Origin of the sequence: Massilia soli, from assembly GCF_016809835.1 — a bacterium.
Taxonomy (GTDB): domain Bacteria; phylum Pseudomonadota; class Gammaproteobacteria; order Burkholderiales; family Burkholderiaceae_D; genus Telluria_A; species Telluria_A soli.
This window is the reverse complement of the sequence record NZ_JAFBIL020000008.1, coordinates 59,670-82,077: the sequence shown is the minus strand read 5'-3', so window position 1 is coordinate 82,077 and position 22,408 is coordinate 59,670. Positions and strand designations below refer to the sequence as shown.

At 64.9% G+C, this 22,408-nt stretch carries 17 protein-coding genes and 2 riboswitches; of the genes, 6 read left to right on the top strand and 11 right to left on the bottom strand.

The features are described 5' to 3' along the window. Position 1 precedes the first annotated feature (1 nt). Together I4X03_RS19195 and I4X03_RS19190 are read left to right on the top strand one after the other, a co-directional pair. Positions 2 to 3,370 (top strand): pilus assembly protein, encoded by a 3,369-nt coding sequence (locus I4X03_RS19195; RefSeq protein WP_223469859.1) that lies wholly within the window; start codon positions 2 to 4, stop codon positions 3,368 to 3,370. After that, on the top strand, positions 3,367 to 3,774 hold the full coding sequence (locus tag I4X03_RS19190) for a type IV pilin protein (RefSeq protein ID WP_223469858.1): 408 nt from the start codon (positions 3,367 to 3,369) through the stop codon (positions 3,772 to 3,774). The genes I4X03_RS19195 and I4X03_RS19190 overlap by 4 nt, the downstream gene beginning before the upstream one ends. Before the next feature lie 191 nt (positions 3,775 to 3,965). Here the strand turns inward: I4X03_RS19190 and I4X03_RS19185 are convergent, their stop codons facing one another. Genes I4X03_RS19185 through I4X03_RS19160 form a run of 6 tightly spaced genes read right to left on the bottom strand, consistent with a single transcriptional unit; the run spans position 3,966 to position 10,414 of the window. Further along, a complete protein-coding gene (locus I4X03_RS19185; RefSeq protein WP_223469857.1) occupies positions 3,966 to 7,310 on the bottom strand; it encodes a pilus assembly protein in 3,345 nt (1,114 codons plus the stop codon). Between the two features lie 11 nt (positions 7,311 to 7,321). Further along, positions 7,322 to 7,891 (bottom strand): PilX N-terminal domain-containing pilus assembly protein, encoded by a 570-nt coding sequence (locus I4X03_RS19180; RefSeq protein WP_223469856.1) that lies wholly within the window; start codon positions 7,889 to 7,891, stop codon positions 7,322 to 7,324. Continuing rightward, positions 7,888 to 8,961: a PilW family protein gene (locus I4X03_RS19175; RefSeq protein WP_223469855.1), complete on the bottom strand. Its 1,074-nt coding sequence runs from the start codon at positions 8,959 to 8,961 to the stop codon at positions 7,888 to 7,890. Before I4X03_RS19175 ends, I4X03_RS19180 begins: the two co-directional genes overlap by 4 nt. Before the next feature lie 12 nt (positions 8,962 to 8,973). Further along, a complete protein-coding gene (pilV, locus tag I4X03_RS19170) occupies positions 8,974 to 9,561 on the bottom strand; it encodes a type IV pilus modification protein PilV (RefSeq protein WP_223469854.1) in 588 nt (195 codons plus the stop codon). Then, positions 9,558 to 10,037, bottom strand: a complete 480-nt coding sequence (locus tag I4X03_RS19165) for a GspH/FimT family pseudopilin (RefSeq protein ID WP_223469853.1) — start codon at positions 10,035 to 10,037, stop codon at positions 9,558 to 9,560. Before I4X03_RS19165 ends, pilV begins: the two co-directional genes overlap by 4 nt. After that, entirely contained in the window at positions 10,031 to 10,414 is a 384-nt protein-coding gene (locus I4X03_RS19160) for a type IV pilin protein (protein WP_307735383.1), read from the bottom strand. Before I4X03_RS19160 ends, I4X03_RS19165 begins: the two co-directional genes overlap by 7 nt. Positions 10,415 to 10,609: 195 nt before the next feature. On the opposite strand from I4X03_RS19160, the gene I4X03_RS19150 reads away from it, so the two are divergent. The 3 genes from I4X03_RS19150 (at position 10,610) to I4X03_RS19140 (ending at position 14,499) form a co-directional block, all read left to right on the top strand. Beyond that, a complete protein-coding gene (locus I4X03_RS19150) occupies positions 10,610 to 12,262 on the top strand; it encodes a peptide chain release factor 3 (protein WP_223469852.1) in 1,653 nt (550 codons plus the stop codon). A gap of 145 nt (positions 12,263 to 12,407) precedes the next feature. Continuing rightward, positions 12,408 to 14,006, top strand: a complete 1,599-nt coding sequence (locus I4X03_RS19145) for a methyl-accepting chemotaxis protein (RefSeq protein ID WP_223469851.1) — start codon at positions 12,408 to 12,410, stop codon at positions 14,004 to 14,006. A 1-nt stretch (position 14,007) separates the two neighbouring features. Then, a complete protein-coding gene (locus I4X03_RS19140; protein ID WP_223469850.1) occupies positions 14,008 to 14,499 on the top strand; it encodes an REP-associated tyrosine transposase in 492 nt (163 codons plus the stop codon). A gap of 92 nt (positions 14,500 to 14,591) precedes the next feature. On the opposite strand, the gene gcvP is transcribed toward I4X03_RS19140, so the two are convergent. The 3 genes from gcvP to gcvT all read right to left on the bottom strand — a co-directional run bounded on the left by gcvP (position 14,592) and on the right by gcvT (position 19,137). Continuing rightward, a complete protein-coding gene (gcvP, locus tag I4X03_RS19135; protein WP_223469849.1) occupies positions 14,592 to 17,474 on the bottom strand; it encodes an aminomethyl-transferring glycine dehydrogenase in 2,883 nt (960 codons plus the stop codon). Between the two features lie 117 nt (positions 17,475 to 17,591). Next, entirely contained in the window at positions 17,592 to 17,972 is a 381-nt protein-coding gene (gcvH, locus tag I4X03_RS19130; RefSeq protein ID WP_223469848.1) for a glycine cleavage system protein GcvH, read from the bottom strand. Positions 17,973 to 18,018: 46 nt separating this feature from the next. Continuing rightward, complete coding sequence (gcvT, locus tag I4X03_RS19125) at positions 18,019 to 19,137, bottom strand: glycine cleavage system aminomethyltransferase GcvT (protein WP_223469847.1); 1,119 nt, start codon at positions 19,135 to 19,137, stop codon at positions 18,019 to 18,021. A 71-nt stretch (positions 19,138 to 19,208) separates the two neighbouring features. Further along, positions 19,209 to 19,311, bottom strand: a riboswitch (glycine riboswitch). Positions 19,312 to 19,327: 16 nt separating this feature from the next. Then, positions 19,328 to 19,414: riboswitch (glycine riboswitch) on the bottom strand. Positions 19,415 to 19,557: 143 nt separating this feature from the next. Between gcvT and I4X03_RS19120 the strand changes: the two genes are divergently transcribed. After that, positions 19,558 to 20,118: an ATP-dependent Clp protease proteolytic subunit gene (locus I4X03_RS19120; RefSeq protein WP_223469846.1), complete on the top strand. Its 561-nt coding sequence runs from the start codon at positions 19,558 to 19,560 to the stop codon at positions 20,116 to 20,118. A 346-nt stretch (positions 20,119 to 20,464) separates the two neighbouring features. On the opposite strand, the gene I4X03_RS19115 is transcribed toward I4X03_RS19120, so the two are convergent. Together I4X03_RS19115 and I4X03_RS19110 are read right to left on the bottom strand one after the other, a co-directional pair. After that, positions 20,465 to 20,818, bottom strand: coding sequence for a hypothetical protein (locus I4X03_RS19115; protein WP_223469845.1), 354 nt, complete (start codon positions 20,816 to 20,818; stop codon positions 20,465 to 20,467). 174 nt (positions 20,819 to 20,992) lie between these two features. Beyond that, complete coding sequence (locus I4X03_RS19110; protein ID WP_307735381.1) at positions 20,993 to 22,363, bottom strand: methyl-accepting chemotaxis protein; 1,371 nt, start codon at positions 22,361 to 22,363, stop codon at positions 20,993 to 20,995. Positions 22,364 to 22,408 lie beyond the last annotated feature (45 nt).

Genomic DNA, 22,408 nt, shown 5'->3' with positions numbered 1-22,408 from the left:
CATGAACATCAAGATCGTTGCTGGAACCGGCCTGGCCTTGCTGGCCGCCGCGGCGGCCTGGTTCGCCGGCGCCGCGGCCGTCTTCAACCCCGATGCGCAGCCGGTCGGCTATGTCGGCCAGCCGGCCGTGTCGAGCGCCAATGTCGCCACCGGCGATGCGCGCATGTACTCGATCGACTACAGCGCCCGCAACTGGACCGGCAATGTCCATGCCTACCCGGTCAGCAAGGCCGGCGCGATTGGCAGCGTCGACGAATGGGGGCCCGGCGGCGCGGCCGCCAAAATCAAGGCGCAGGCGGTGGCGGACACCCGCTTCATCGTCACCATCGCCAACGGCGCCGGTATTCCGTTCCGCTGGGCCGACCTGACGCAAGGCGCCGGTGGCCAGCGCGAGGCGCTCGATCCGGCCTCGATCAGCGCGTCCAGCTCTCCGCTGCTCGATTACCTGCGCGGCAGCGCCGCTAACGAAGGCGACGGCGCGGGCCAGTTCCGCCCGCGCGCGACGGTCCTGGGCGACATGATCCATTCGACCCCGGTGTACTGGAACGATGGCGTCAACCAGACTGTGTTCATCGGCGCCAACGACGGCATGCTCCATGCGATCAACGCACAGGACGGCACCGAGCGCTTCGCCTACGTGCCGCAGGTGCTGCTGCCGAAACTGGCGGTGCTGGCCAACCAGGCATACAACCACCGGTATTTCGTCGACGGGCGCATGGACGTCAAGAAGATGGGCGCCCGGACCATCCTGGCAGGGACGCTGGGCGGCGGCGGCAAGGCGCTGTTCGCGCTCGACGTCACCAACGCCAATGCCACCTCCGAGGCCAATGCCGCCGCCAAGGTGCTATGGGAAGTGAGCAACGCCAGCGCCGGCTTCGGCAACCTTGGCGACACCTACGGCGCGCCCACGCTGGCCACGCTGCCCGACGGCACCCATGCGCTGGTGGTCGGCAACGGCTACAACAACACTGGCAACGGGCACGCGGTGCTCTACCTGGTCAACGCGCGCACCGGGGCCCTGATCAAGGAGATCGACACGGGCAAGGGCAGCAGCGCTGCCCCGAACGGCTTGTCGTCGCCATCGCTGTGGGACGCGGACGGCGACGGCCGCAAGGACACCGCCTACGCCGGCGACATCGACGGCAACCTGTGGAAATTCAGCCTGGCCGCGCCGTACAGCGCCCCGGCGCGGGTCTTGCATACCAATGCGCTCGGCGCCAGCCAGGCGATCACGATGGCGCCCGGCCTGATGCGCCACCCGCTCGGCGGCGTGATGGTCACCTTCGTCACCGGCCGCATGCTCGACCAGGACGACGCCGACAACACCGCCAGCCACTATGCCTACGGAATCTGGGACGGCAAGCCGTCGTCCAACAGCAGCCTGCTTGAACAGACCCTGACCGAAGCGACCTACTCGGGCGCCAGCAGCGCCACGCGGGTGCGCATCGCTACCCGCAACCTGCCCAACTGGCGCGCCGGCGGCCATGCCGGCTGGCGCACCCGATTGCCGATCGGCGGCGAACGCGTGGTCGGCGACGGCGCCTTCGTCACCGGCGACATCTTCCAGTTCTTCAGCACCAACCCGGCCATCAACACGGCCAGCGTGCCGCCCGGAGAAAACTGGTGGATGCAGCTGCACGCGCTGACCGGCGGCGATGCCGGCGCCACCCTGTTCGACCTCAATGGCGACAACCAGTTTACCTCCGACGACAAGGTCAACGACGACGATCCGGTAGGCCGCCACATGGGCGGCGGCGTGCGCTCGCAGCTGATCGCGCTGTCGGCCGACGGCATCGATGTATTCCAGTCGAACTACGACCGCAACACCGCGCCGCCGGCCGCGACCACCAACACCACCATCACCACGGTCGACGGCCAGCGCGGGGTATCGGGCGGCCACTTCGACACCGACTTCATCTGCTACCAGAACTGCGGCGCCGCCACCTCGACCTACCGCACGGTCTATGCGCCGACCGGCGTCTACTCGGTCGGCCGCGAGACCGGCGGCGACACCGATGACCTGAACTACGTCCACGTGCACGAATACGACGACATCTACGACCGCATCGGTATCGACACGCTGCGCCCCAGCCAGGATTTCCAGCGGGTGCACCGCTCGAAGGCCAAGTCGGTGATCACGCACGCGCCGAACACGCCCAATTTCGAGGACCGCGAGGCTTATCCTGCCGCCGGCACCACCCTGGTATCGACGGTGACGGAGACCGGCAAGTCGGCGCGCGACGTGCCGCGCTCCAGCTACAACTACCAGCACACCACGCCGGTGCCGCTGGAAGGCTTCCCGGCATCGAGCGCCGACGACAACGCGGCCCGGAAGATCACCAAGACCCGCTACACCACTACGCTCACCATCGGCGAGGCGGTCGATGTCGGATCGCGTCGCAACAACCGTTATCCGTATTCGTGGCGCACCACGGTGCGCAGCTGGGAGACGGTCATCACGACAGTCGAGACGGTGACCAATTTCAGGTTCAAGGTGCTGGTGTCGAACCAGGCGTATTCGCCCGCTGTCACGCTGCGCATCAACGGCTCGGAGAATCCAGCCCTGGCCAACGCGACCTACGACGGGCCGGTATTCAACTTCCAGACCGCCGCCGGCCTCAAATCCGCCGCGCTGCCGACCTACAAGATTGGTTCGATCAGCGACCTCGAACTGGCGATGCCGCTGGACGCCTTCAACGTCAAGAACTGGGGCACGGGGACTACCCGCACCGGCCTGCACCCGATCCGTCCGCAATGCGCGGGCATCGCCGTGGAACGGCCGACGCCCGGCCCGCTGGGCGAGTGGCGCAATGGCGCGCTGACCGTGCAGGTGGTTGACGCCGCCGTCACCGACGCCGACATCCAGCTCAACGTCGCCGGCAAGCCGGAGCTGGGCTACCGGCTGAAGGCAGGCTCGATGAAGAGCAAGCTGGTGGCCGAGTACCTGATCTACTGGCACCACCCGAACAACAAGTGCATGGCCGATACCGGCTGGACCAGGTCGCCGCCGCAGGACGATGGCGAATCCGACGCAATGCCTGGCGTGTGGGCGCCCGGGGAGGACGACCCGAAAGGCGTGTTCCGCGCCGGCGCCGGCGAGCAGGCCAGCGTGGTGCCGGCGCCACCGCCGGCCACCAGCGTCACCAATGCGGACGGCAGCACCACCATCACGACCGTCGTGCATACCGCGCTGGCCGGCGGCGGCTACACGGTCACCACGACGGTGCGCACGATACCGCCGCAGCTGACCGGCAGCACCGGCATCGTCACGGGCGGCGCGGTCGGCAGCGGCGGCGAGATCGATACCGGCGGCATCAACAAGAGCGCGGCCAACCTGGGTCGCATCAACTGGCGGGAACTGCAGAAATGAACAACTACAAGCGAAGCCGCGGCTTCAGCCTGGTCGAATCGATGGTGGTACTGGTCGTGATCGGCATCCTGTCGGCGATCGCGATCCCGTCGTACACGCAGTACATCCTGCGCTCGCACCGCACCACCGCGCAGGCGGTGCTGGCGGAGTCGGCGCAGTTCATGGAGCGCTACTACACGACGAATAATACGTATGAGGGAGCGGCACTGCTGACGGCGGTGGTGCCGCGCGATGCCGGCGGGACCGCGGTGCGCTACAACGTCAGCTTCGTCGACGACGCAGCCGGCGCCGAAGCCTATGTGCTGCAGGCTGTGCCAGCCAATGCACAGCTAGATGACGATTGCGGCACCTTGACCTTGTCGAACACCGGCGCGCAAGGCGCGGGCGCCGACGGCTGCTGGTAAGGCAGCCCGCATTGATCGCGGCGAGCCAGCAGGCCGCAGGCCACTCGCGCGGAGGCGGCCTGCGGCCTTGTCCGCCCTACGATCATCCTTGTTCACCGATACACCGTTAAGCGTAGGGCGGAAGAGGGCGACGCCCGTCATCCGCCGATTCCGCAAAACACCACCGGCGCGCAAGGCGCCGGTGTTCAGTCTTACTGACCCTTGGTGGATGTGTAAGCGCGCTTGCGCTTGAGCGAGACGCCCTGGGTAACCGGGTCGGCATCGATCGACGAGCTGAAGCCGCCGGTGTCTTCGCTGTCCTTCTTCACCGCACCCAGCACGACCGACTGCAGGTCCTTCACGCTGCCGTTACCAAGCGCCACCGAGCCGGCGAACACTGGCGAGGCCGGCATGCCGCCGCCGACGAATACCGATGAGCGGCGCCCGCCGCAGGCGCCCTTGACGCCGATCGCACCCGACGCGTTGAGCAGGTTGACCCAGTAGCCGCGCGCTTCGCCGAGGATCGTGGAACAGCTGCCTTCGAGCTTCGGTATCGGGCGGTTGGTGCTGAATGTGACCATGCCAGCCGCGATCAGCGCCGACGTCACCACCTGTTCGCCCTTGCCGTTGGCGTTGAGCTTCATGAACCAGCCAGCCAGCCCGGAGTCGGGCAGGATCGGAGCGATGTCGCAGCTGTCGGTGTTGGTGTAGTCGGCCATGGCATCGAGGTTCTGGGCTTCGGTGCCAACGCCGGCAGCCAGGCTGTCGCGGTAGACGTAGAAGTGGTTGACCACGTTTTCATACGGGTAGTCGCCGCGCAGCGGGTGCTCGCGGTCGCCGCTGCCCAGTGCAAGGTAGACGTGGTTCTGCGAGTAGACCAGCGCTGGCGCGCTCAGGAACTTGCGCCCGCCGCCGCTGGTGTAGGCCACCTTGCGCATGGCCCAGTCGGCCGAGGTGCGGGCGATCTTCGACGAGAAGTTGATGAAGTCGATGCGGTACATGTTGCCGCCGGTGTCGGCCGCATACGCGTAGTCGGGCGAGCCGTCGTTGGTGATGTCGACCAGTGCGATATCGGAGGCGACGGCGCGGTCAGTGGCGAACGTCTTGATCACGGCGCCGGTATCGGCATTGAGAACGTACACGAAGCCGCCTTTGCTACTGGTGCAAGTCGGGCTCGCGGTGTCGGCATCTTCGCACTTGTCGTAGCCACCGCCCACCACCAGCACCGGCGTCGTGGTCGAGTAGCCTTTGATGAAGGCGGCGTTCGGGGTTGACCAGGTCTGGCCGATGCCGCTCATGCCTTCGGTGCAGCCGGTGTCGTTGGTCAGGTTCGGGCAGCCGGCACGCCATTTGAAGACCGGTGTGTCTTTGTTGGTGACGTCGATACCGTACAACATGCGGCCGCCTCGGCGCATGCTCGGGAAGATCCAGACCTTGGAATTGTCGGCGTTCTGGTAGACGCCGATCGAACCATCGAAGAAATAGTCCTTGCGGGTCGGCGTCGGCGTGAATCCGGAGGCGATGCCCGGGAAGTGCACCCGGGTGGTGTTGTCGCGGATGCGGGTCAGGCGCGAGAAGAACTCCGGCGGCACGAACGACCAGCGCTCGATACCGGTATCGGCGTCGATCGAGCGCAGCGCGCCGTCGTTGGCGCCGTAGTACACGGAGATCACCGGGGTCGTGCCGCCATAGTTGATCGGCTGCGGACGCGAATGGATCACGTCGCCATGGATGGTGGGACGGGTCAGTGTCTTCTCGCCGGTGCCTTTCTCATCGTAGACATCTTCGCCGCGGATCCATTTGACCAGGTCGGCGTCCAGACCGGTGTTGGCCGGCGTGATCGCTGCAAAACCGGTAGGCGTGAGGGTCAGCATCTTGCGGTTGACCGCCTGCGTTACTGCGTTAGGGGCGCCCACGTTGCCTTCGCGCACAGCCTGTGCGGCGCCGCCTTTTTCGACAAACGGACCGTCCGCCACATCGGAATAGGGACTGATCCCGGCCAGGTCGCACGCGCCTTCCGGGTCGGGCGTGACGCCCTTGTTCTGCCAGTAGGGACCGCTGTCGCGCGTCCAGTAGCTTTTCGCGCACGGGGTCACGAAGCCGGTCAGCGGGTTGACCGCCTCGCCGCCGTTGGCGTCGGCCAGCTTGATGTCGGTGCCGCTGCGCACCAGCTGGTAACGTTTGAGGTTACCCCACCAGCGCGGGCGCGAAGCCGGGTCCGGACGGAACATGCCGATGAATACCTGGTTCAGGTTCTGCGAACGGTTGGTGGCGTTGACCGGCAGGCTGGTCGAGGCGAAGCTGGAGTTGACGGCCTGGATCTCGATCATGATCTCGCGCAGCGCATCGACGATCGCCTTTTCGCTGCTGGCCTTGAAGTAGCGACCGCCGCCGGCCTTGGCCATGCTCAGCATCAGCGAAGTATGCTCGGCGCTGGGCTGCTTGTTATGTACGTCGATCGTGTACGTGGTGACCTTGGACCGCGTGGAGGTGGTGCCGGGGACCGGCACGCCTTTGTCGTGCATCACGCGCACCCACTCGTCAGCGTTGTACGGCTTGCTGTCGGTGGTGGTGGTATTGGTCGGCACGTTGGTGATGACGGTATCGGTGCCCAGCACCGAGTATTTGCTGGTGTTGGCCGCGCAGGCGACGGCGCCGTCGTTGGCGGTAACCGGACCGATCTTGCAGCCATCGGTAAAGCTGGCGCAGGCGGTGGCAAAGGATGGCAGCTCGGTGGCCGCCGCGGTTGCCGAGGCGTGGCAGGCTGCGGTGGTGCCCACGTTGCCGCTGGTGCTGACGCTGGTGCTGGTAAAGTTCGGCAGCTTGATCTGCGGCGGCATCACGCCGCCGTTGGCGGCCTTCAAGCGCAGGCTGTTGTCGGCGTCATCGGCGGCAGGGCCGCTGGAGTTCGGATTGGAGATGAACACCACGAAGCTGCGCCCACAGGTGTTATCGGCCGTCAGCGGCGACTTGAAGCGCGAGAACGGTGTCGTATAGCCGCCGAGATCGGCCCTGGCGGCGCTGGTGGCCCCGCCTGAATAGGTATTGGCGCCGGAAAAATAGTTGAAGATGTCGAACATCAGGTTGCCGTAGGGCGTATTCGAATTACGCTTCTCCGTCGGGCTGTTGATGTTGTTGCCGATGGTTTTCAGGTGTGCGTCGAAGGACGCCACGTTGGACGGGGTCAGGTCGCGGATCGCCGAGCGGATAAAGCCGCCATTGTCATTGGCATTGCCGTCGGTGACGAACTCCATCAGGCCGGCGCTGACCTTCTTGACGTCCGGATCGGTCGTGTTGAATTTGAACTGGTTGATGACGGTGCTGATCGCCGCGACCTCGGATTCACCCTGGGTCTTTCCGCCCGGCCACTGCTGGCTTTGGCGCGACCAGTTCGAGGTGTTGTCGAGCACGATCAGGATGCGCGGATTGATGGTATCGCCGCCCGAGGTGCCGAGGAAGATATCGATGTCCTCGGCCAGCGCGACTTGCGGCGCAACCAGGCCCAGGTTGGCGCACAGCGTGAGTGCCAAGAGTTTCTTTCCAGTGCTGCGTTTCATGGCGACCTCGCTTAAATTGGGCATTTGTTGGCAACTGTGTTTTGTGGCAGGCGCACCGCGATGCCCTGGGTGACTTCGACCTGGGCTTCGGTGACGACATCGGTGGCCACGACATGCACATCCCAGATGCTGTTGGTGCAGGTGGAATTGCCGGTATTGGCGCCTTCGATCGCGTGCAGTCCCTGGTCGACGCTGACGGTGCATTCACGGTCGTCGGCCACGGCGACGTCCAGCTCCGTCACCTTGACCGGCTGCGCCTTGACGCAGGTTGGCGTTGGCGTGATCGCGACCGTCACATCGGTTTCGCCGTCGCCGTTGGTGTCGATGCAGCGGCGGTTGTTGCCGCCGCACGGATCGGTCAGGACATTGGCAGGCGAGTTGAACAGCGCGGTGCTGCTGATGGTCTCTTCGATGACTTCGCGCGCGGCGGCCACTGCCTCGTCGCGCTGCTGCATATTGCTGACCACCTGCAGGTTCGACTGGTTCAGGTTGAAGCTGGTCAGCGCGAGCAGGGTCAGTACGACCAGCATGATCAGCGCCATGATCAGGGTCATGCCCTGTTGGTTGCGAGGCGAATTCAAGGCATATTCCTTCCGGCTGGGTTGGGCATCGCGACCAGCGACTGGAACACGTGGCGCTTATAAGCGTCCGAGCTGGCAGCGATCTCGATCGGTTCGCCGGCGGCGTCAAGTCCGAGGACGTAGCTGGTGGCATCGACGTAGCCGGTGGTCGGTTCCAGATTTACCGCGAGCAGGTTCAGCTTGACCGACACCGCCTGGCGCCAGTTGGCGATCGCACAGTCGGCGGCCGCGCAGCCACCCACCGTTTCCGGATTGGCGTTGAACACGTCGGCGACGCCATCCCCGTTGGTGTCGAGGCCATATTCCAGCTGCAGGTTTTCAATGCCGTTCACGAGCGGCACGACGGTCATGGCCAGCGTGGTGCCGCTGAGGCCCAGCTCGGCGCGCTTGAGGGTCGGCACGCCGTCGCCTTCGCGGTCGTCGCTGGCAACGTAGTAGACATGGGTCAGGTAGCGCCGGACCACGGCGAGGGTGCCGGTATTGGCGCTGGCGTTGCAGTTGCGCTGGCGCCGGTTGAGTGTCGAGGTGGTGACATCGAGGCGGTAGTAGTTGGCACTGTCGCCCGAGCCGAGCTCGAAGTTGTTGTCGCACAGCGAAGCCTGGAAGTACGGGCCGCCATCGGCAAGGGCCGCGCAGCCGGGTGTGCCGACCACGCAGGTGTCGGTGCGGCGCACTACCAGGATGTCGGTGCCCGATACCAGGCCAGGCAGGCAGCTGGGAGCGGTGGTGGCGTTATCGATGCCCTGGACCGGCAGCGGCAGCGCCTCCTTGAGCGCGGCGACCGTCGCCGCGCAGGGATCGGGTACGGCCGCTGGCGAGGTCAGGATGGTCGGATCGAACTCGCCGTAAAAACCGGCGTTGCGCAAATCGGAGCTCAGCGTCTGCATGGCGAAGCGGCCGTTCTCGACCTGGCGGTTGGCCTTTTCGATTTCGGCCTGGGTGCGGCTGTTATTGACGAACAGGGTCGACATGCCGGCCAGGATCACCAGGCCGATGGTGGCGGCGATCAGCAGTTCGGTCAGCGAAAAGCCACGCTGGGCACGCAGCAGGGCGGGGCGGTGGGAAGTCATGAACGGCTCCGGTTATTGGCAGGTCGGCACGCCGACAGCGACGCGCATGCCGATCGCGCGGCGCAAGGTTTCGTCGTCGCCGTACGCGCCCTCGCCGCAGGTGTGGTTGGGCGCGCGCGTGGCGTGCAGTCCCTGCCACGCCACCGTCACCTGGTAAATGCCGGAGCGGCATGCACCTGCGGTATTGCTCAGGGCCTGGATCTCAGTGATGCAGCCGCGCGCGCCGAGCATCGCGCCAGCGCGGGCGCCGTCAGCGCCTTTCAGTTCGGCCGCGCCTAGCAAGGCGGTGCTCCATTCGCACTTGTCGCGCGCGCTGCCGGCCTCCGCTTCACTGCAGTCGCCCGGCGTGTCTTCGGTGCCGAGGGGCGATTCGGTGACATACGCGGCAATCTGTTCCGGGTTGCCGGACATGCGCGCCTGCATGTCTTCCAGCAGAACCACGGCCTGGGCACGCTGGTAGGCTTCCAGGGAGCCTGCCTGCGCCTTGGCCTGGAAGGCGGCAATGCCGAGCAGGCCGAAGGCCAGCACGACAACGGTGACGAGCACTTCGACCAGGGTGGTGCCGCGCTGGCGCAGCAGGTGCGGGGAGCTGGGCATCATTCTGGGCAGGCCTCGGGTGTTTGGTAGGGACGGCCGGACAGGTCGACCTCGATGCAGCGGTGCTTGTCGGCGCCGGCTGCGGCGACGTCGAAGGCGGGCGCGTCGGAGCCGCTGAGGCGGCCATTCGGCAGGAAGGTGACGCTGTCCGGGCCGCTGACGGTAACGCCGTTGACGGCGCCGCGGTCTTCCAGCAGCACGTCGTCGTTGGTGGGGTGGGCCACCGACCAGCCAGCCGCCCAGCCGCCTTCGGCAGGCGTCATGGTGACCGGCGCGTTACGCTTGATGGCCTCGCTGCGGGTGCGCAGCAGCGAGGTGAAGATGTCGGAGGCGGCGCCCTTGGCGCGCTGGGCGTCGATCAGGTCGGAGAACGATGGCGCGGCGACCGCCCCCATGATGCCCATGATGGCGATGCCCGTCATTAGCTCGGGAATGGTGAAGCCGCGCGCCCGGCGGCGCGCTACCGGCGGCGTTACCACTTGTCGCCCGGCGTCTTGGTGCCGGCCTGGTTGATGGTCAGCTCAGGATCGCCCGCCTGCGGGCCTGTCGTGATCGGGGTAGCGGTGATCGTGTAGGTCGGCGGGGTGGCGCCGGTTTCAATGGCAATTTCATAGCGCTCCGCGACCGACGCCGGCGTAGCCACTCCCAGGTCCTCGGCTGAGTCCGCATAGGCGCGGTTGTCGGCCAGGTACTGCGATTGCGCATGCGCCAGGTCCAGCAGGTAGGCTTGCGCCGAGCTGCGGTGCCCGCGCAGCACGTACTGGCCGTAGGCCGGATAAGCGATCGCCGACAGCAGGCCGATGATTGCCACGGTAACCATCAGTTCGATCAGGGTAACGCCGCGTTGTCGTTTCATTATGTGCTCGGAAGGTGCATTGAGGGAATATGTTGCCCAGTATAAACACTCAAGCTTGCATTTCCCTGAAGTAATCCTGACAAAATGCTGACAATGCCACAGCGGGACTGGTCCCGGTGCGCCATTCTGTTCACACACAGGGGGCAAGAGACGGTAAAATCGAAGGTTTTTCGCAGAAGCCAACTGGCTCAGACCATGTCCGACGATATCGCAGCAGCACTACCAGAATCCGGCGCCAGCGCCGCCAAGGCGCCGGCCGTCATTGCGCGCGAAGTGCAGCGCCGCCGCACGTTCGGCATCATCTCCCACCCGGATGCTGGTAAAACCACGCTGACCGAAAAACTGCTGCTGTTTTCGGGCGCGATCCAGATGGCCGGCACGGTCAAGGCGCGCAAGAGCGGTCGCCACGCCACCTCCGACTGGATGGAAATCGAAAAGCAGCGCGGCATCTCGGTGGCCTCGTCGGTGATGCAGTTCGAATTCCGCGACCACGTGATCAACCTGCTCGACACCCCGGGCCACCAGGACTTCTCGGAAGACACCTACCGCGTATTGACGGCGGTCGACTCGGCGCTGATGGTGATCGACGCGGCCAAGGGCGTGGAAGCGCAGACCATCAAGCTGCTCGACGTCTGCCGCATGCGCAATACGCCGATCGTCACCTTCATGAACAAGCTTGACCGCGAAACGCGCGACCCGCTTGAACTGCTCGACGAACTCGAATCGGTGCTGAAGATCCAGTGCGCGCCGGTCACCTGGCCGATCGGCATGGGCAAGAATTTCCGCGGCGTGTACCACCTGCTGCGCGACGAGATCATGCTGTTCCGCGCCGGCGAAGAAAAGGCCGATGGCGCCTTCGAGATCGTCAAGGGTATCGACAATCCGCGCCTGGCCGAGATGTTCCCGCTCGAGATCGAACAGCTGAAAACCGAAGTGGAGCTGGTGCACGGCGCCTCGCACCCGTTCGACCTGGAGCAGTTCCTCGCTGGCGTGCAGACGCCGGTGTTCTTCGGCTCGGCAATCAACAACTTCGGCGTACGCGAAATTTTGTCGGCGCTGGTCGACTGGGCGCCTGCGCCGCGACCGCGCAATGCGACGGTGCGCGACGTCGCGCCGGACGAGCAGCCATTCACCGGCTTCGTCTTCAAGATCCAGGCCAACATGGACCCGGCCCACCGCGACCGCATTGCCTTCCTGCGCGTGTGCTCCGGACGTTTCGAGCGCGGCATGAAGGTCAAGCACCTGCGCCTGGGCCGCGAGATCAAGGTGTCGTCGGTGGTGACCTTCATGGCATCGTCGCGCGAACAGGTCGAGGAAGCCTACGCAGGCGACATCATCGGCTTGCCGAACCACGGCAACATGCAGATCGGCGACAGCTTCTCCGAAGGCGAGCAGCTCGTCTTCACCGGCATTCCGTACTTCGCGCCGGACTTCTTCCGCTCGGTACGCATCCGTAACCCGCTCAAGATCAAGCAGCTGCACAAGGGCTTGCAGCAGCTGGGCGAAGAAGGCGCGGTGCAGGTGTTCAAGCCGGTGCAGGGCAGCGACATCATCCTGGGCGCGGTCGGCGTGCTGCAGTTTGAAGTCGTCGCCAGCCGCCTGCTCAACGAATACGGCGTCGATGCCGTCTTCGAAGGCACCAGCATCAGCAGCGCACGCTGGGTGTCGGGCGACGACAAGCGGGTACTGGCCGACTTCGAAGCGGCGCTCGGCCACAACGTCGCCTATGACGCGGCCGGCAACCTGGCCTACCTGGCGACGTCCAACGTCAACCTGCGCCTGACGCAGGAGCGCTGGCCGAAGCTGACCTTCCACGCGACCCGCGAGCACGCCGCCAAGCTGGCGTAACGCGCACCCCGGCTGACACTCGCCGGCCGGCTCCCCCAGCCTCACGCTGTTGATCTAGCGCAAGCTTCCGGCTTTCCGCCGGGAGTACAGTGCAAGATGCGCATGGGAAATTATATGAGTCGCCCTGCGTTCCGGGGAGACACCCATGCTCAGCAGATTACGAATCGGCCCAAAGCTTTTGCTGGCACCTGGCGTGGTGCTGGTGCTGCTGATCGTGCTCTCGTGCGGCGCCTACTACGCGATGGTGCGTCAAAACCAGTCGCTCGAGATCATCGTCGAGCAGCGTGCGGCCAGCATACGCGCGGCTTCCGACCTGGTCTCGTCGGCGCACCAGGCCCACACCGACATCTACCAGCTTCTCACCTGGCAGTACGCCAGCTTTACCGCGCAGCGAACCGGCGCCCTGGCGCGCGACCTGCACGCGCGCCATCGTTCCATCGACATCAAGTTCAGGCGCCTTGCGGCCAGCACGCCGGCCGGCAGCAGCGAGCGGCGTTCCATCAGCGAGGCGGCCGCGGCGTACCGGGTGTATGTCAGCGCGGTGCTCGACGTGATCGAGCTCTCGCGCGACGACGGCTCGATCAGCGCCAATGCGATGTCCAAGGCGCAGAAGGCATTCGACGTGGTGTCGCTGCGGCTGGGCGAGATGCTGCGCAAGGAGCAGCAGCTCAGCGAAGCGGCGTCGCAAAGCGCGGCCAGCGATTTTCGCCGGATCGCGACCCTGATGCCGGTGGTGATCCTGCTGTCGGTCGTGCTGTCGCTGGCGATTACGGTGGCGGTGCGGCGCGCGCTGCTGCGGGAAGTGCGCGACATCGGCCAGGCTGCGCGCGACCTGGCGCGCGGCGACCTGACCGTGCGCGAGCGCGTCTACGGGCGCGACGAGATCGCCGAGACCTCGCGCGTGCTCGACACCAGCATCCGCAACCTCAACGCCACGCTCAAAACCATTCTCGATTCCGCCCGCTCGATTGACACGGCTTCCCGCGAAATCGCGCTGGGCAATGCCGACCTGTCGACGCGCACCGAGGTGCAGGCCAGTTCGCTGAACCACACGGCGTCGTCGGTCGAGCAGCTCACTGCGACGGCCAGCCGCACCGCCAGCAGCGTCGAGCTGGCCAACAAGCTGGCCGAGAACGCGTCCTCGGTCGCGCTCAAGGGCGGCAACGTGGTCGAGCGGCTGGTGTTGACGATGGCGAGCATCAAGGACAGCTCGTGCCGCGTAGCGGAGATCGTCGAGGTGATCGACGCGATTTCGGCGCAGACCAATATCCTGGCGCTGAACGCCGCGGTCGAGGCGGCGAGGGCGGGCGAGCATGGGCAGGGCTTCGCGGTGGTGGCCAGCGAGGTGCGCACGCTGGCGCAACGCTGCGCGATAGCCGCGCATGAGATCCGCGAGCTGATCGCGCTGACGGTGGCGGAGATCGACGGCGGCAGTGCGTCGGCGGCGGAGGCGGGATACAGCATGGCCGACATCGTCAGCTCGGTGCAGCAGGTGGGCGACATCATCAGCCAGATCAGCCATGCCAGTGCCCAGCAGGCCGATGGCATCGTCGGCGTGAACCAGGCGATCGTGCAGATGGACGAGATGACGCAGCAGAATTCGGCGCTGGTGGAGCAAGCCGCCGCCGCCGCGGAGAGTTTGCAGGATCAGGCGCATAGCTTGTCGCGGGCGGTGGCGGCGTTCAAGCTCGATGAGGTGGAGCCGAAGCGCGGGCACTTGCGGCTGGCGTCGAAGCGGGTTTAATGTGCCGCATTATCGGAGGAGCCTTGAGGCGGGGGCGACTTATTTTTTTACGGTCAACCTGGCGGACCGGGGCAGCGGGGTGCTGGTGGAGCGGGTGGACGAGCTAAGGGCGGCCGTGCGCAAGGTGAGGGACGCGCGGCCGTTTCGGATTGAGGCTTGGGTGGTGCTGCCGGAGCATATGCATGCGATGTGGACGCTGCCGGAGGGGGATTGGGATTATGCGGGACGGTGGCGGGCGATCAAGACCGAGTTCTCGAAGTCAATCGGGCGCAGCGTGTGGCAGAAGCGGTACTGGGAACACACGATCAGGGATGATCGGGATTATGCGGCGCATTTCGATTACATCCATCTGAACCCGTACAAGCACGGGTTAGTGCGAAATGTGCGCGATTGGCCGTATTCGTCGTTTCATCGTTACGTCGATGCGGGCGTTTATCCGGCGGATTGGTTGGGTGACGATGTTGATATCAGTGCTGGAGAAGCGAAGGGTTAACGAAAAACGGCGGATGACGCTGCGCTTTTCCGCCCTACGTCATCGCTGACCGTAGGGCGGAAGAGCGCAGCGTCATCCGCCGAACTGCCCCTTTATTCGTAATCGCTGATCGGTGCGCAGCCGCAGAACAGGTTGCGGTCGCCGTACACGTTGTCGGCGCGGCCTACCGGCGGCCAGTACTTCTGCTTGCGCAGCGACGCTACCGGGAATGCCGCCGCTTCACGCGTGTACTGGTGCTGCCAGTCGTCCGCCATCACCACTTCCGCTGTGTGCGGCGCGCCTTTGAGCGGGTTGTCCATGCGGTCGTACTCGCCACGCTCGACCTTGACGATCTCGGCGTGGATCGCAATCATCGCGTCGATGAAACGGTCGATCTCGGCCTTCGATTCGCTTTCGGTCGGCTCGATCATCAACGTGCCCGGTACCGGGAAGCTCATGGTCGGTGCGTGGAAGCCGAAGTCCATCAGGCGCTTGGCAACGTCTTCATTGCTGATGCCGGTCGCATCCTGCAGCGGACGCAGGTCCAGGATGCATTCGTGCGCGACCAGGCCGTCGTGGCCGGTGTACAGCACCGGATAGTGCGGCGCCAGGCGGCGGGCGATGTAGTTGGCCGACAGGATCGCGACTTCGGTCGCTTCGGTCAGGCCTTCGCCGCCCATCATCGCAATGTACATCCACGAGATCGGCAAAATGCTGGCCGAGCCGTACGGCGCTGCGCTGACCGCGCCAATGCCTGCCTCGTCGCGGGTGTAGCCGGTCGAACGCTGGTTCGGCAGGAACTTGGCAAGGTGCGCGCCAACGCCGATCGGGCCAACGCCAGGTCCGCCGCCGCCGTGCGGGATGCAGAAGGTCTTGTGCAGGTTCAGGTGGCTGACGTCGCCGCCGAAGCTGCCCGGCGCCGCGACGCCGACCAGCGCGTTCATGTTGGCGCCGTCGATGTAGACCTGGCCGCCGTGCGCGTGGATCACTTCGCACAGTTCCTGGATGCCTTCTTCGAACACGCCGTGGGTCGATGGGTAGGTGACCATCACGCAGGCCAGGTTCTTGCTGTGCAGCTCGGCCTTGGCTTTCAGGTCGTCGAGGTCGACGTTGCCGTTGTCGTCGCAGGCGGTGACTACAACCTTCATGCCGACCATGTTGGCCGATGCCGGGTTGGTGCCGTGCGCCGACGATGGGATCAGGCAGATGTTGCGGTGGCCTTCGCCGCGCGACTGGTGGTAGGCCTGGATAACCAGCAGGCCTGCGTATTCGCCTTGCGAGCCGGCGTTCGGCTGCAGCGAGATCGCGGCGTAGCCGGTGACGGCGCACAGCATGGCTTCGAGCTGGCCGATCATTTCGCGGTAGCCGACCGTCTGCGAGTCGGGCGCGAACGGGTGGATCGACGAGAACTCTGGCCAGGTGACCGGGATCATTTCGCTGGTGGCGTTGAGCTTCATCGTGCACGAACCAAGCGGGATCATGGTGCGGTCGAGCGCCAGGTCCTTGTCGGCCAGGCTGCGCAGGTAGCGCAGCATTTCATGTTCGGCGTGGTAGCGGCTGAACGTCGGGTGCGTCATGTAGGCGCTGGTGCGGGCCAGGTCCGACGGGAAGGCGTCATCCACATCGGCGTCCAGCGCATCCATGTCGGGCGTAGCCGCGCCATCGAAGATCGACAGCAGCAGCGCGAGGTCTTCGCGGGTGGTGGTCTCGTCGAGCGATACGCCAACGTGCGAGGCGTCGATGCGGCGCAGGTTGACGCCTTTGCCTTCAGCTGTGGCGTGCAGCTGGTCGGCGCTGTCGGTCTTGATGGTCAGCGTGTCGAACCAGGTGCTGTTGGCGAGCGTGTAGCCGCTCTTGACCAGCTGCGACGCCAGGATGCTGGTGAGGCGGTGCACGCGGGTGGCGATGCGCTCGAGGCCTTTCGGGCCGTGGTAGACGGCGTACATCGATGCCATCACGGCCAGCAGGACCTGCGCGGTGCAGATGTTGGAGGTGGCTTTTTCGCGGCGGATATGCTGCTCGCGGGTTTGCAGCGCCAGGCGGTAGGCCTTGTTGCCCTGGGCGTCGATGGTGACGCCGACCAGGCGGCCTGGCATGCTGCGCTTGAATTCGTCGCGGGTGGCCAGGTAGCCGGCGTGCGGGCCGCCGAAACCGAGCGGTACGCCGAAGCGCTGGCTGTTGCCGACGACGACGTCGGCGCCCCATTCGCCCGGAGGCGTGAGCAGGGTCAGCGCCAGCAGGTCGGCGGCGACGATCACCATCGCGCCGGCGGCGTGCAGCTTCTCGACTGCGGCGCGGTAGTCGCGCACTTCGCCGTTGACGCCCGGGTATTGCAGCAGCACGCCAAAGCATGCTTCGTTGAGGTTCTCGACTTCGCTGGCAGCCACGGTGCGCACTTCGACGCCGAGCGGTTTGGCGCGGGTTTCGACGATCTCGCGGGTTTGCGGCAGCACGTCGTCAGCAACATAAAATACGTTCGATGCCGATTTGCCGACGCGCTGGATCAGGGTCATGCCTTCCGCGGCGGCGGTGCCTTCGTCGAGCATCGACGAGTTGGCGATGCCCATGCCGGTCAGGTCGGTAACAACCTGCTGGAAGTTCAGGATCGCTTCAAGGCGGCCCTGCGAAATCTCTGGCTGGTAAGGCGTGTACGCGGTGTACCAGGCCGGGTTTTCGAAGATGTTACGCAGCACGACCGTCGGCGTGAAGGTGTTGTAGTAGCCCTGGCCGATGACCGACTTCATGACCTTGTTCTTCGAGGCGATCGCCTTCAGCTTTGCCAGCGCTTCCTGCTCCGGCATCGGGTTGAAGAACTCGCCCAGCGCGAGCTTGCTCTTGTTGCGGATGTTGGCCGGGACGACAGCGTCGATCAGCGCGGCGCGCGATGCGTAGCCGAGCTTCGACAGCATGGCTTGCTGTTCGGTGTCCGATGGGCCGATATGGCGCGAGATGAAATCGTCGCGGGCTTCAAGTTGGGTCAGGCTGGTGCGGGTCATGGTAGGGGCCAAATAAGATGCTGGCGGCCGTGGGGGCGGCAGCCGATGGGTATGTGGGAACTGGTGACAGGCATGCCGCGCGCACGGATTGCCCGGCGCGCGGCAGCGGGGCCGCGATTATTCCGCGGTCGCCTTGCCGTAGCCGGCTGCGTCGAGCAGGCCGCCGATCTGGCTTGCGTCGCTCGGCTTCATCTTGAACAGCCAGGCCGAGTAGGCGTCCTGGTTGATCGAGTCCGGCGCGTCGGTGACGGCGTCGTTGACGGCGACGATTTCGCCCGATACTGGTGCGTAGATGTCGCTTGCTGCCTTGACCGATTCGACCACCGCTGCGTCTTCGCCCGCGTTCAGCGATTTGCCGACTTTTGGCAGTTCGACGAAGACGATGTCGCCCAGCGCGTCCTGCGCGAATTCGGTGATGCCGACAGTGACAGTGCCGTCGGCTTCAGCGCGGACCCATTCGTGGGACTCGGTGTATTTCAGGTCGGCAGGGATATTCATGGGTAGCTCCAGTGTTTAAATAGGGTGTTGGTCGGGGCGCAAATAGTCAGGCAACCAGGATTTTACCGTTTCGCACGAACGGCAGCTTGATTACCGTGGCGGCCAGCTTCTTGTCGCGGATCTCGACGTGCACGGTGTCGCCGACAGCGACGTCCATTGGCAGGCGGCCCAGCGCGATGGCTTGCTGCATGGTCGGGCTGAAGGTGCCGCTGGTGATCTCGCCGACGCTGCCCGACGCGCTGATGACTTTCTGGTGCGCGCGCAGCACGCCGCCTTTTTCGCGCAGGATCAGGCCCATGTACTGCTGATGCTGGCCATCCTTTTGCAGCGCTGCCTTGCCGATGAAGTCGCGCTCGGCGACCAGGTCGACGGTCCAGGCCAGGCCGGCGTCGAGCGGGTTGACGGTTTCGTCCATGTCCTGGCCGTACAGGTTCATGCCGGCTTCCAGGCGCAGCGTGTCGCGCGCGCCCAGGCCCGCAGGCTTGACGCCGGCGGCGACGAGCGCGTTCCACAGCGCGTCGGCTTGCGATGCAGGGAAGGCCAGTTCGAAGCCGTCTTCGCCGGTGTAGCCGGTGCGCGCGACCATCACTTCGCCGAACGCGGTGTCTTTGACGATGACGGCGTTGAATGGCTTGAGCGGCTCGGATGCCTGCTTCGCGGTCGGCAGCACTTCCCACACCTTGGCGCGCGCGTTCGGGCCCTGCACGGCGATCAGCGCCATTGCGTTGTCGCCATCGCGGCGCTGGGTCACGGTGACGCCGCTGTTGGTGGCTTCGTTCTGCGCATTGATCCAGGCGAGGTCTTTTTCGGCGGTGCCGGCGTTGACCACCAGGCGGAACCAGTCTTCGGCGAAGAAGTAGACGATCAGGTCGTCGATGACGGTGCCTTCAGGCTTGAGCATGCACGAGTAAAGCGCCTTGCCCGGCACCTGCAGCTTGTCGACGTTATTGGCCAGCAGGCCGCGCAGGAAGGTGCGCGCGTTGGCGCCTTCGATGTCGACGACGCACATGTGCGAAACGTCGAACATGCCGACGTCGGTGCGCACCGCATGGTGTTCTCCGATCTGGGAGCCGTAATTGACGGGCATGTCCCAGCCGCCGAAATCGACCATCTTGGCGCCGGCGGCGCGGTGTGCGGAATTGAGCGGGGTCGTTTTGAGCGTCATGGAATCCTCGGGACAAGTGAATAGGGGACTGCCGAGCAGACGCGGGAAGCCTCGCAGCCGTCCGTGTTTGTTCGCGCCCCTCTGTCCTCGATACCTGAGAGATAGCGGAATGATCCGCCTGCCCCTTCGGTGGGCCGCTTGCATGTGCCGCGGCCGCTCTCCAGAGTTGAGCCGATGCGCCATGCGCGTCGACCCTTGACCGGTCCTTTTGCCTGAGAGTTTTTGGGTGATGCCCCTTCGGCGGCAGCTGTGCGCTGCCCTCTCCCGATCAAGACTGTGGAGGATATGCCACCAGGGCAGTTGTGTCAACTCGGCGCCGTGCTCTTCAGTAGGGTGGGGCGCGCACGAATGGTGCGCGGGGAAAGGCTTGCTCTCATCTAATTTGTTAGAATCGGCTATCAATAACGTGAGCTAATAACCATGAGCCAAGAACCCGTAACGAAAGAAACGGACGCCTATTACACCTTGTCGGGTGATGTTAACAGCGATATGGTGCATCGCGTGTTCGAGGCAGTCGCCGAAATGACCGAGCGCGGCATCGACACCGCGCATGTCTTGATCCAGTCGAACGGCGGCTACGTCAGCGATGGACTGTGCCTGTATAACTTCCTGTCGAATTCGCCGATCAAGTTTGTGATGTACAACGGCGGCGCGGTAGCGTCGATCGCGGTGATACTTTATTTGTCGGGCACCGAGCGATACGCCAGCGAGACGGCGCGGTTCATGGTGCACAAGTCGCACGCGACCGCATCGCCGGGCGCGCGTCCCGACGCGCTGAACATCATCGTCGAAGGCTTGCGCGCCGATGATGCGCGTACCGAGTCGATCCTGCGCAAGCATGTCACCCTGTCGCCGGAGCAGTGGGCCATCCACCAGTATTCCGACCTCCACCTGACCGCGCGCGACGCCGAGGTCGCCGGCGTGGTGAATGCCATCCGCGACTTCGCCCCGCCCAAGGGCTTCCACCTGCACAATATTTAAACGAAACCGGCCTGGCGCCGGTTTTTTTATGTAATTTTGCGGCATTGTCGCCGTTAAGCGTTGACTCAACTCGTCCTTCCTGCGCAGGCGCGAATCCATGCCGTAGCTGGGTGGTGAATCTGATTGTCGCCATCGCATCATCCTCAGGATGGGTGCCCGCTTTCGCGGGCACGACGGGGTTGGCAGCTTTTCGCTCTTAGTGATGGCACCGCCCGTTCGTCGCACCCAAAAGGAAAAGAGCCTGCCGACCGGAATGTCCGGCGCAGACTCTTTCTTTTGCTTCCTGTTTGGCTACTGTGATGACGGGGCCCGGAAACACGGCGCCGTCCAGCAGGCGACTACGTTATCAGCGCTTGTCGTTTTTGTGGCTTTGACGGCCAGCTTCAGCGTGTTGCTCAGGCGTGCCGCCGCGGGTTCCGCCGCCGCTCGACTGGTTGTTGCCCGGTTGCGCCTTGGAGCCCGAACCGCTAGCGTCCGACTGGCGCGAGGCGTCGTTCTTGTGGCTTTGACGGCCGGATTCGACGTGCTGCTCATGGGTGCCGCCCTGGTTGCCGGCACGCGAACCGGAATTAATGTCCGATTGCTGGTTGTCCTGCATGCTGCCCGAACGCGAGCCCGATTGGTTGCCCGCTTGCTGGTTGCCCGGCTGCTGGTTTGGCGCTTGTTTGTTGTTGCTCTGGTTTTTTTGATTCGAGTTCATGTTCATTCCTTTTTAGAGTTGGGATGCTGTGCTCGCCGGTTTTGCATCTGAGAAAACGTTCCCGTCTGCGTTTCCGGTGAAGCAATCATGCGATCCGCACTGTTGAATCGGTATCGGAACATTCCTCGTACCCCTGTAGGATTGACTCCTACAGGATTGCAACAAACTGATGGGTTAGAACTCTTCCCAATCGGATTCGGGTTTGCTTGCGGCGCGCCGTGCCGCCACTGGCTTGCGTGCGATTGGCGCTGCGGGAACCGGCGCCGGGCGAGGGCGCTTGACCATGGTCGCCTTGGCGGGCGCTGTCATGCCGGGATTGCTGGCGACGAGGTGAATCTGCGCCGCCGCGCGCATGGGTTCGGCTTCCACCCCGAACGATGTGATGGCGTGCTTCAGCGTGCCAGCCTGCTCGCGCATCGAGGCCGCGGCCGCTGCCGACTCTTCCACCAGCGCCGCGTTTTGCTGGGTTACCTGGTCCATTGCCGCGATCGCCTGGTTGACCTGCTCGATGCCGGTCGTCTGTTCGGCGCTGGCCGCCGCGATCTCGCCTATGATCTCGGTGACGCGCTTGACGCTGGCCACCACCTCATTCATGGTGCTGCCGGCCTTGTCAGCCAGGTGGGTGCCGGCGGACACCTTGTTGACCGAGTCGTCGATCAACTCCTTGATTTCGCGCGCGGCCGACGCCGAGCGCTGCGCCAGGTTGCGCACCTCGGAGGCGACGACGGCGAAGCCGCGACCCTGTTCGCCGGCACGCGCCGCCTCGACCGCCGCGTTCAACGCCAAAATATTGGTCTGGAAGGCGATGCCGTCGATGACACCGATAATCTCGGCAATCCGGCGCGATGACTCGTTGATCGAGGCCATCGTCCCGACCACCTCGGAGACCACTTCGCCGCCCTTGACTGCCACTTCCGACGCTGACACCGCCAGCTTGCTGGCCTGGTGCGCGTGATCGGCATTCTGCTTGACGGTCGCCGTCAGTTCTTCCATCGACGTCGCGGTCTCTTCCAGCGCCGCCGCCTGCTGTTCGGTGCGCGCCGACAGGTTCATGCTGCTGCTGGCGATCTCGCCGGCGCCGCTGGACAGGGTATCGGCGCCGGCACGGACACCGTCGATCATCGTCACCAGCTTGTCGTTCATCTCTTGCATGGCGATCATTAGCAAGCCGGCTTCGCCGCGGTCTTGCTGCGCGATCCGGACGCCCAGGTCGCCGCTGGCGATGCGCCGGGCCACCAGCATGGCGCTGTGGATTGGCCGCGAAACTTCGCCCGCAAGCCACGCTGCCAGGGTGCCGGCCAGCGTCAGGCCGGCGATGATCAGGACGATGCTCCAGTTGCGCGTCTGTTCGTAGCCGGAGCGCAGCAGTTCGGCGGCCTGGGCGCCGCCAGCCGCGCCGCTGGTCTCCAGCACCCGCGCGGCCAGCTCGCTCAGTTGTCCCAGCCGGGACAGCAGCACGGCCGCCAGTGCAACCCCAAGGACCAGCACAATGGCGAGGCAGGCGTGGATTTTGAGGGTGGTGTCGAGGTTACGGATGCGCTTCATGGTGACTTCCTTCTCGGTGGCAATTCCAGACGGGACATCTCTGCC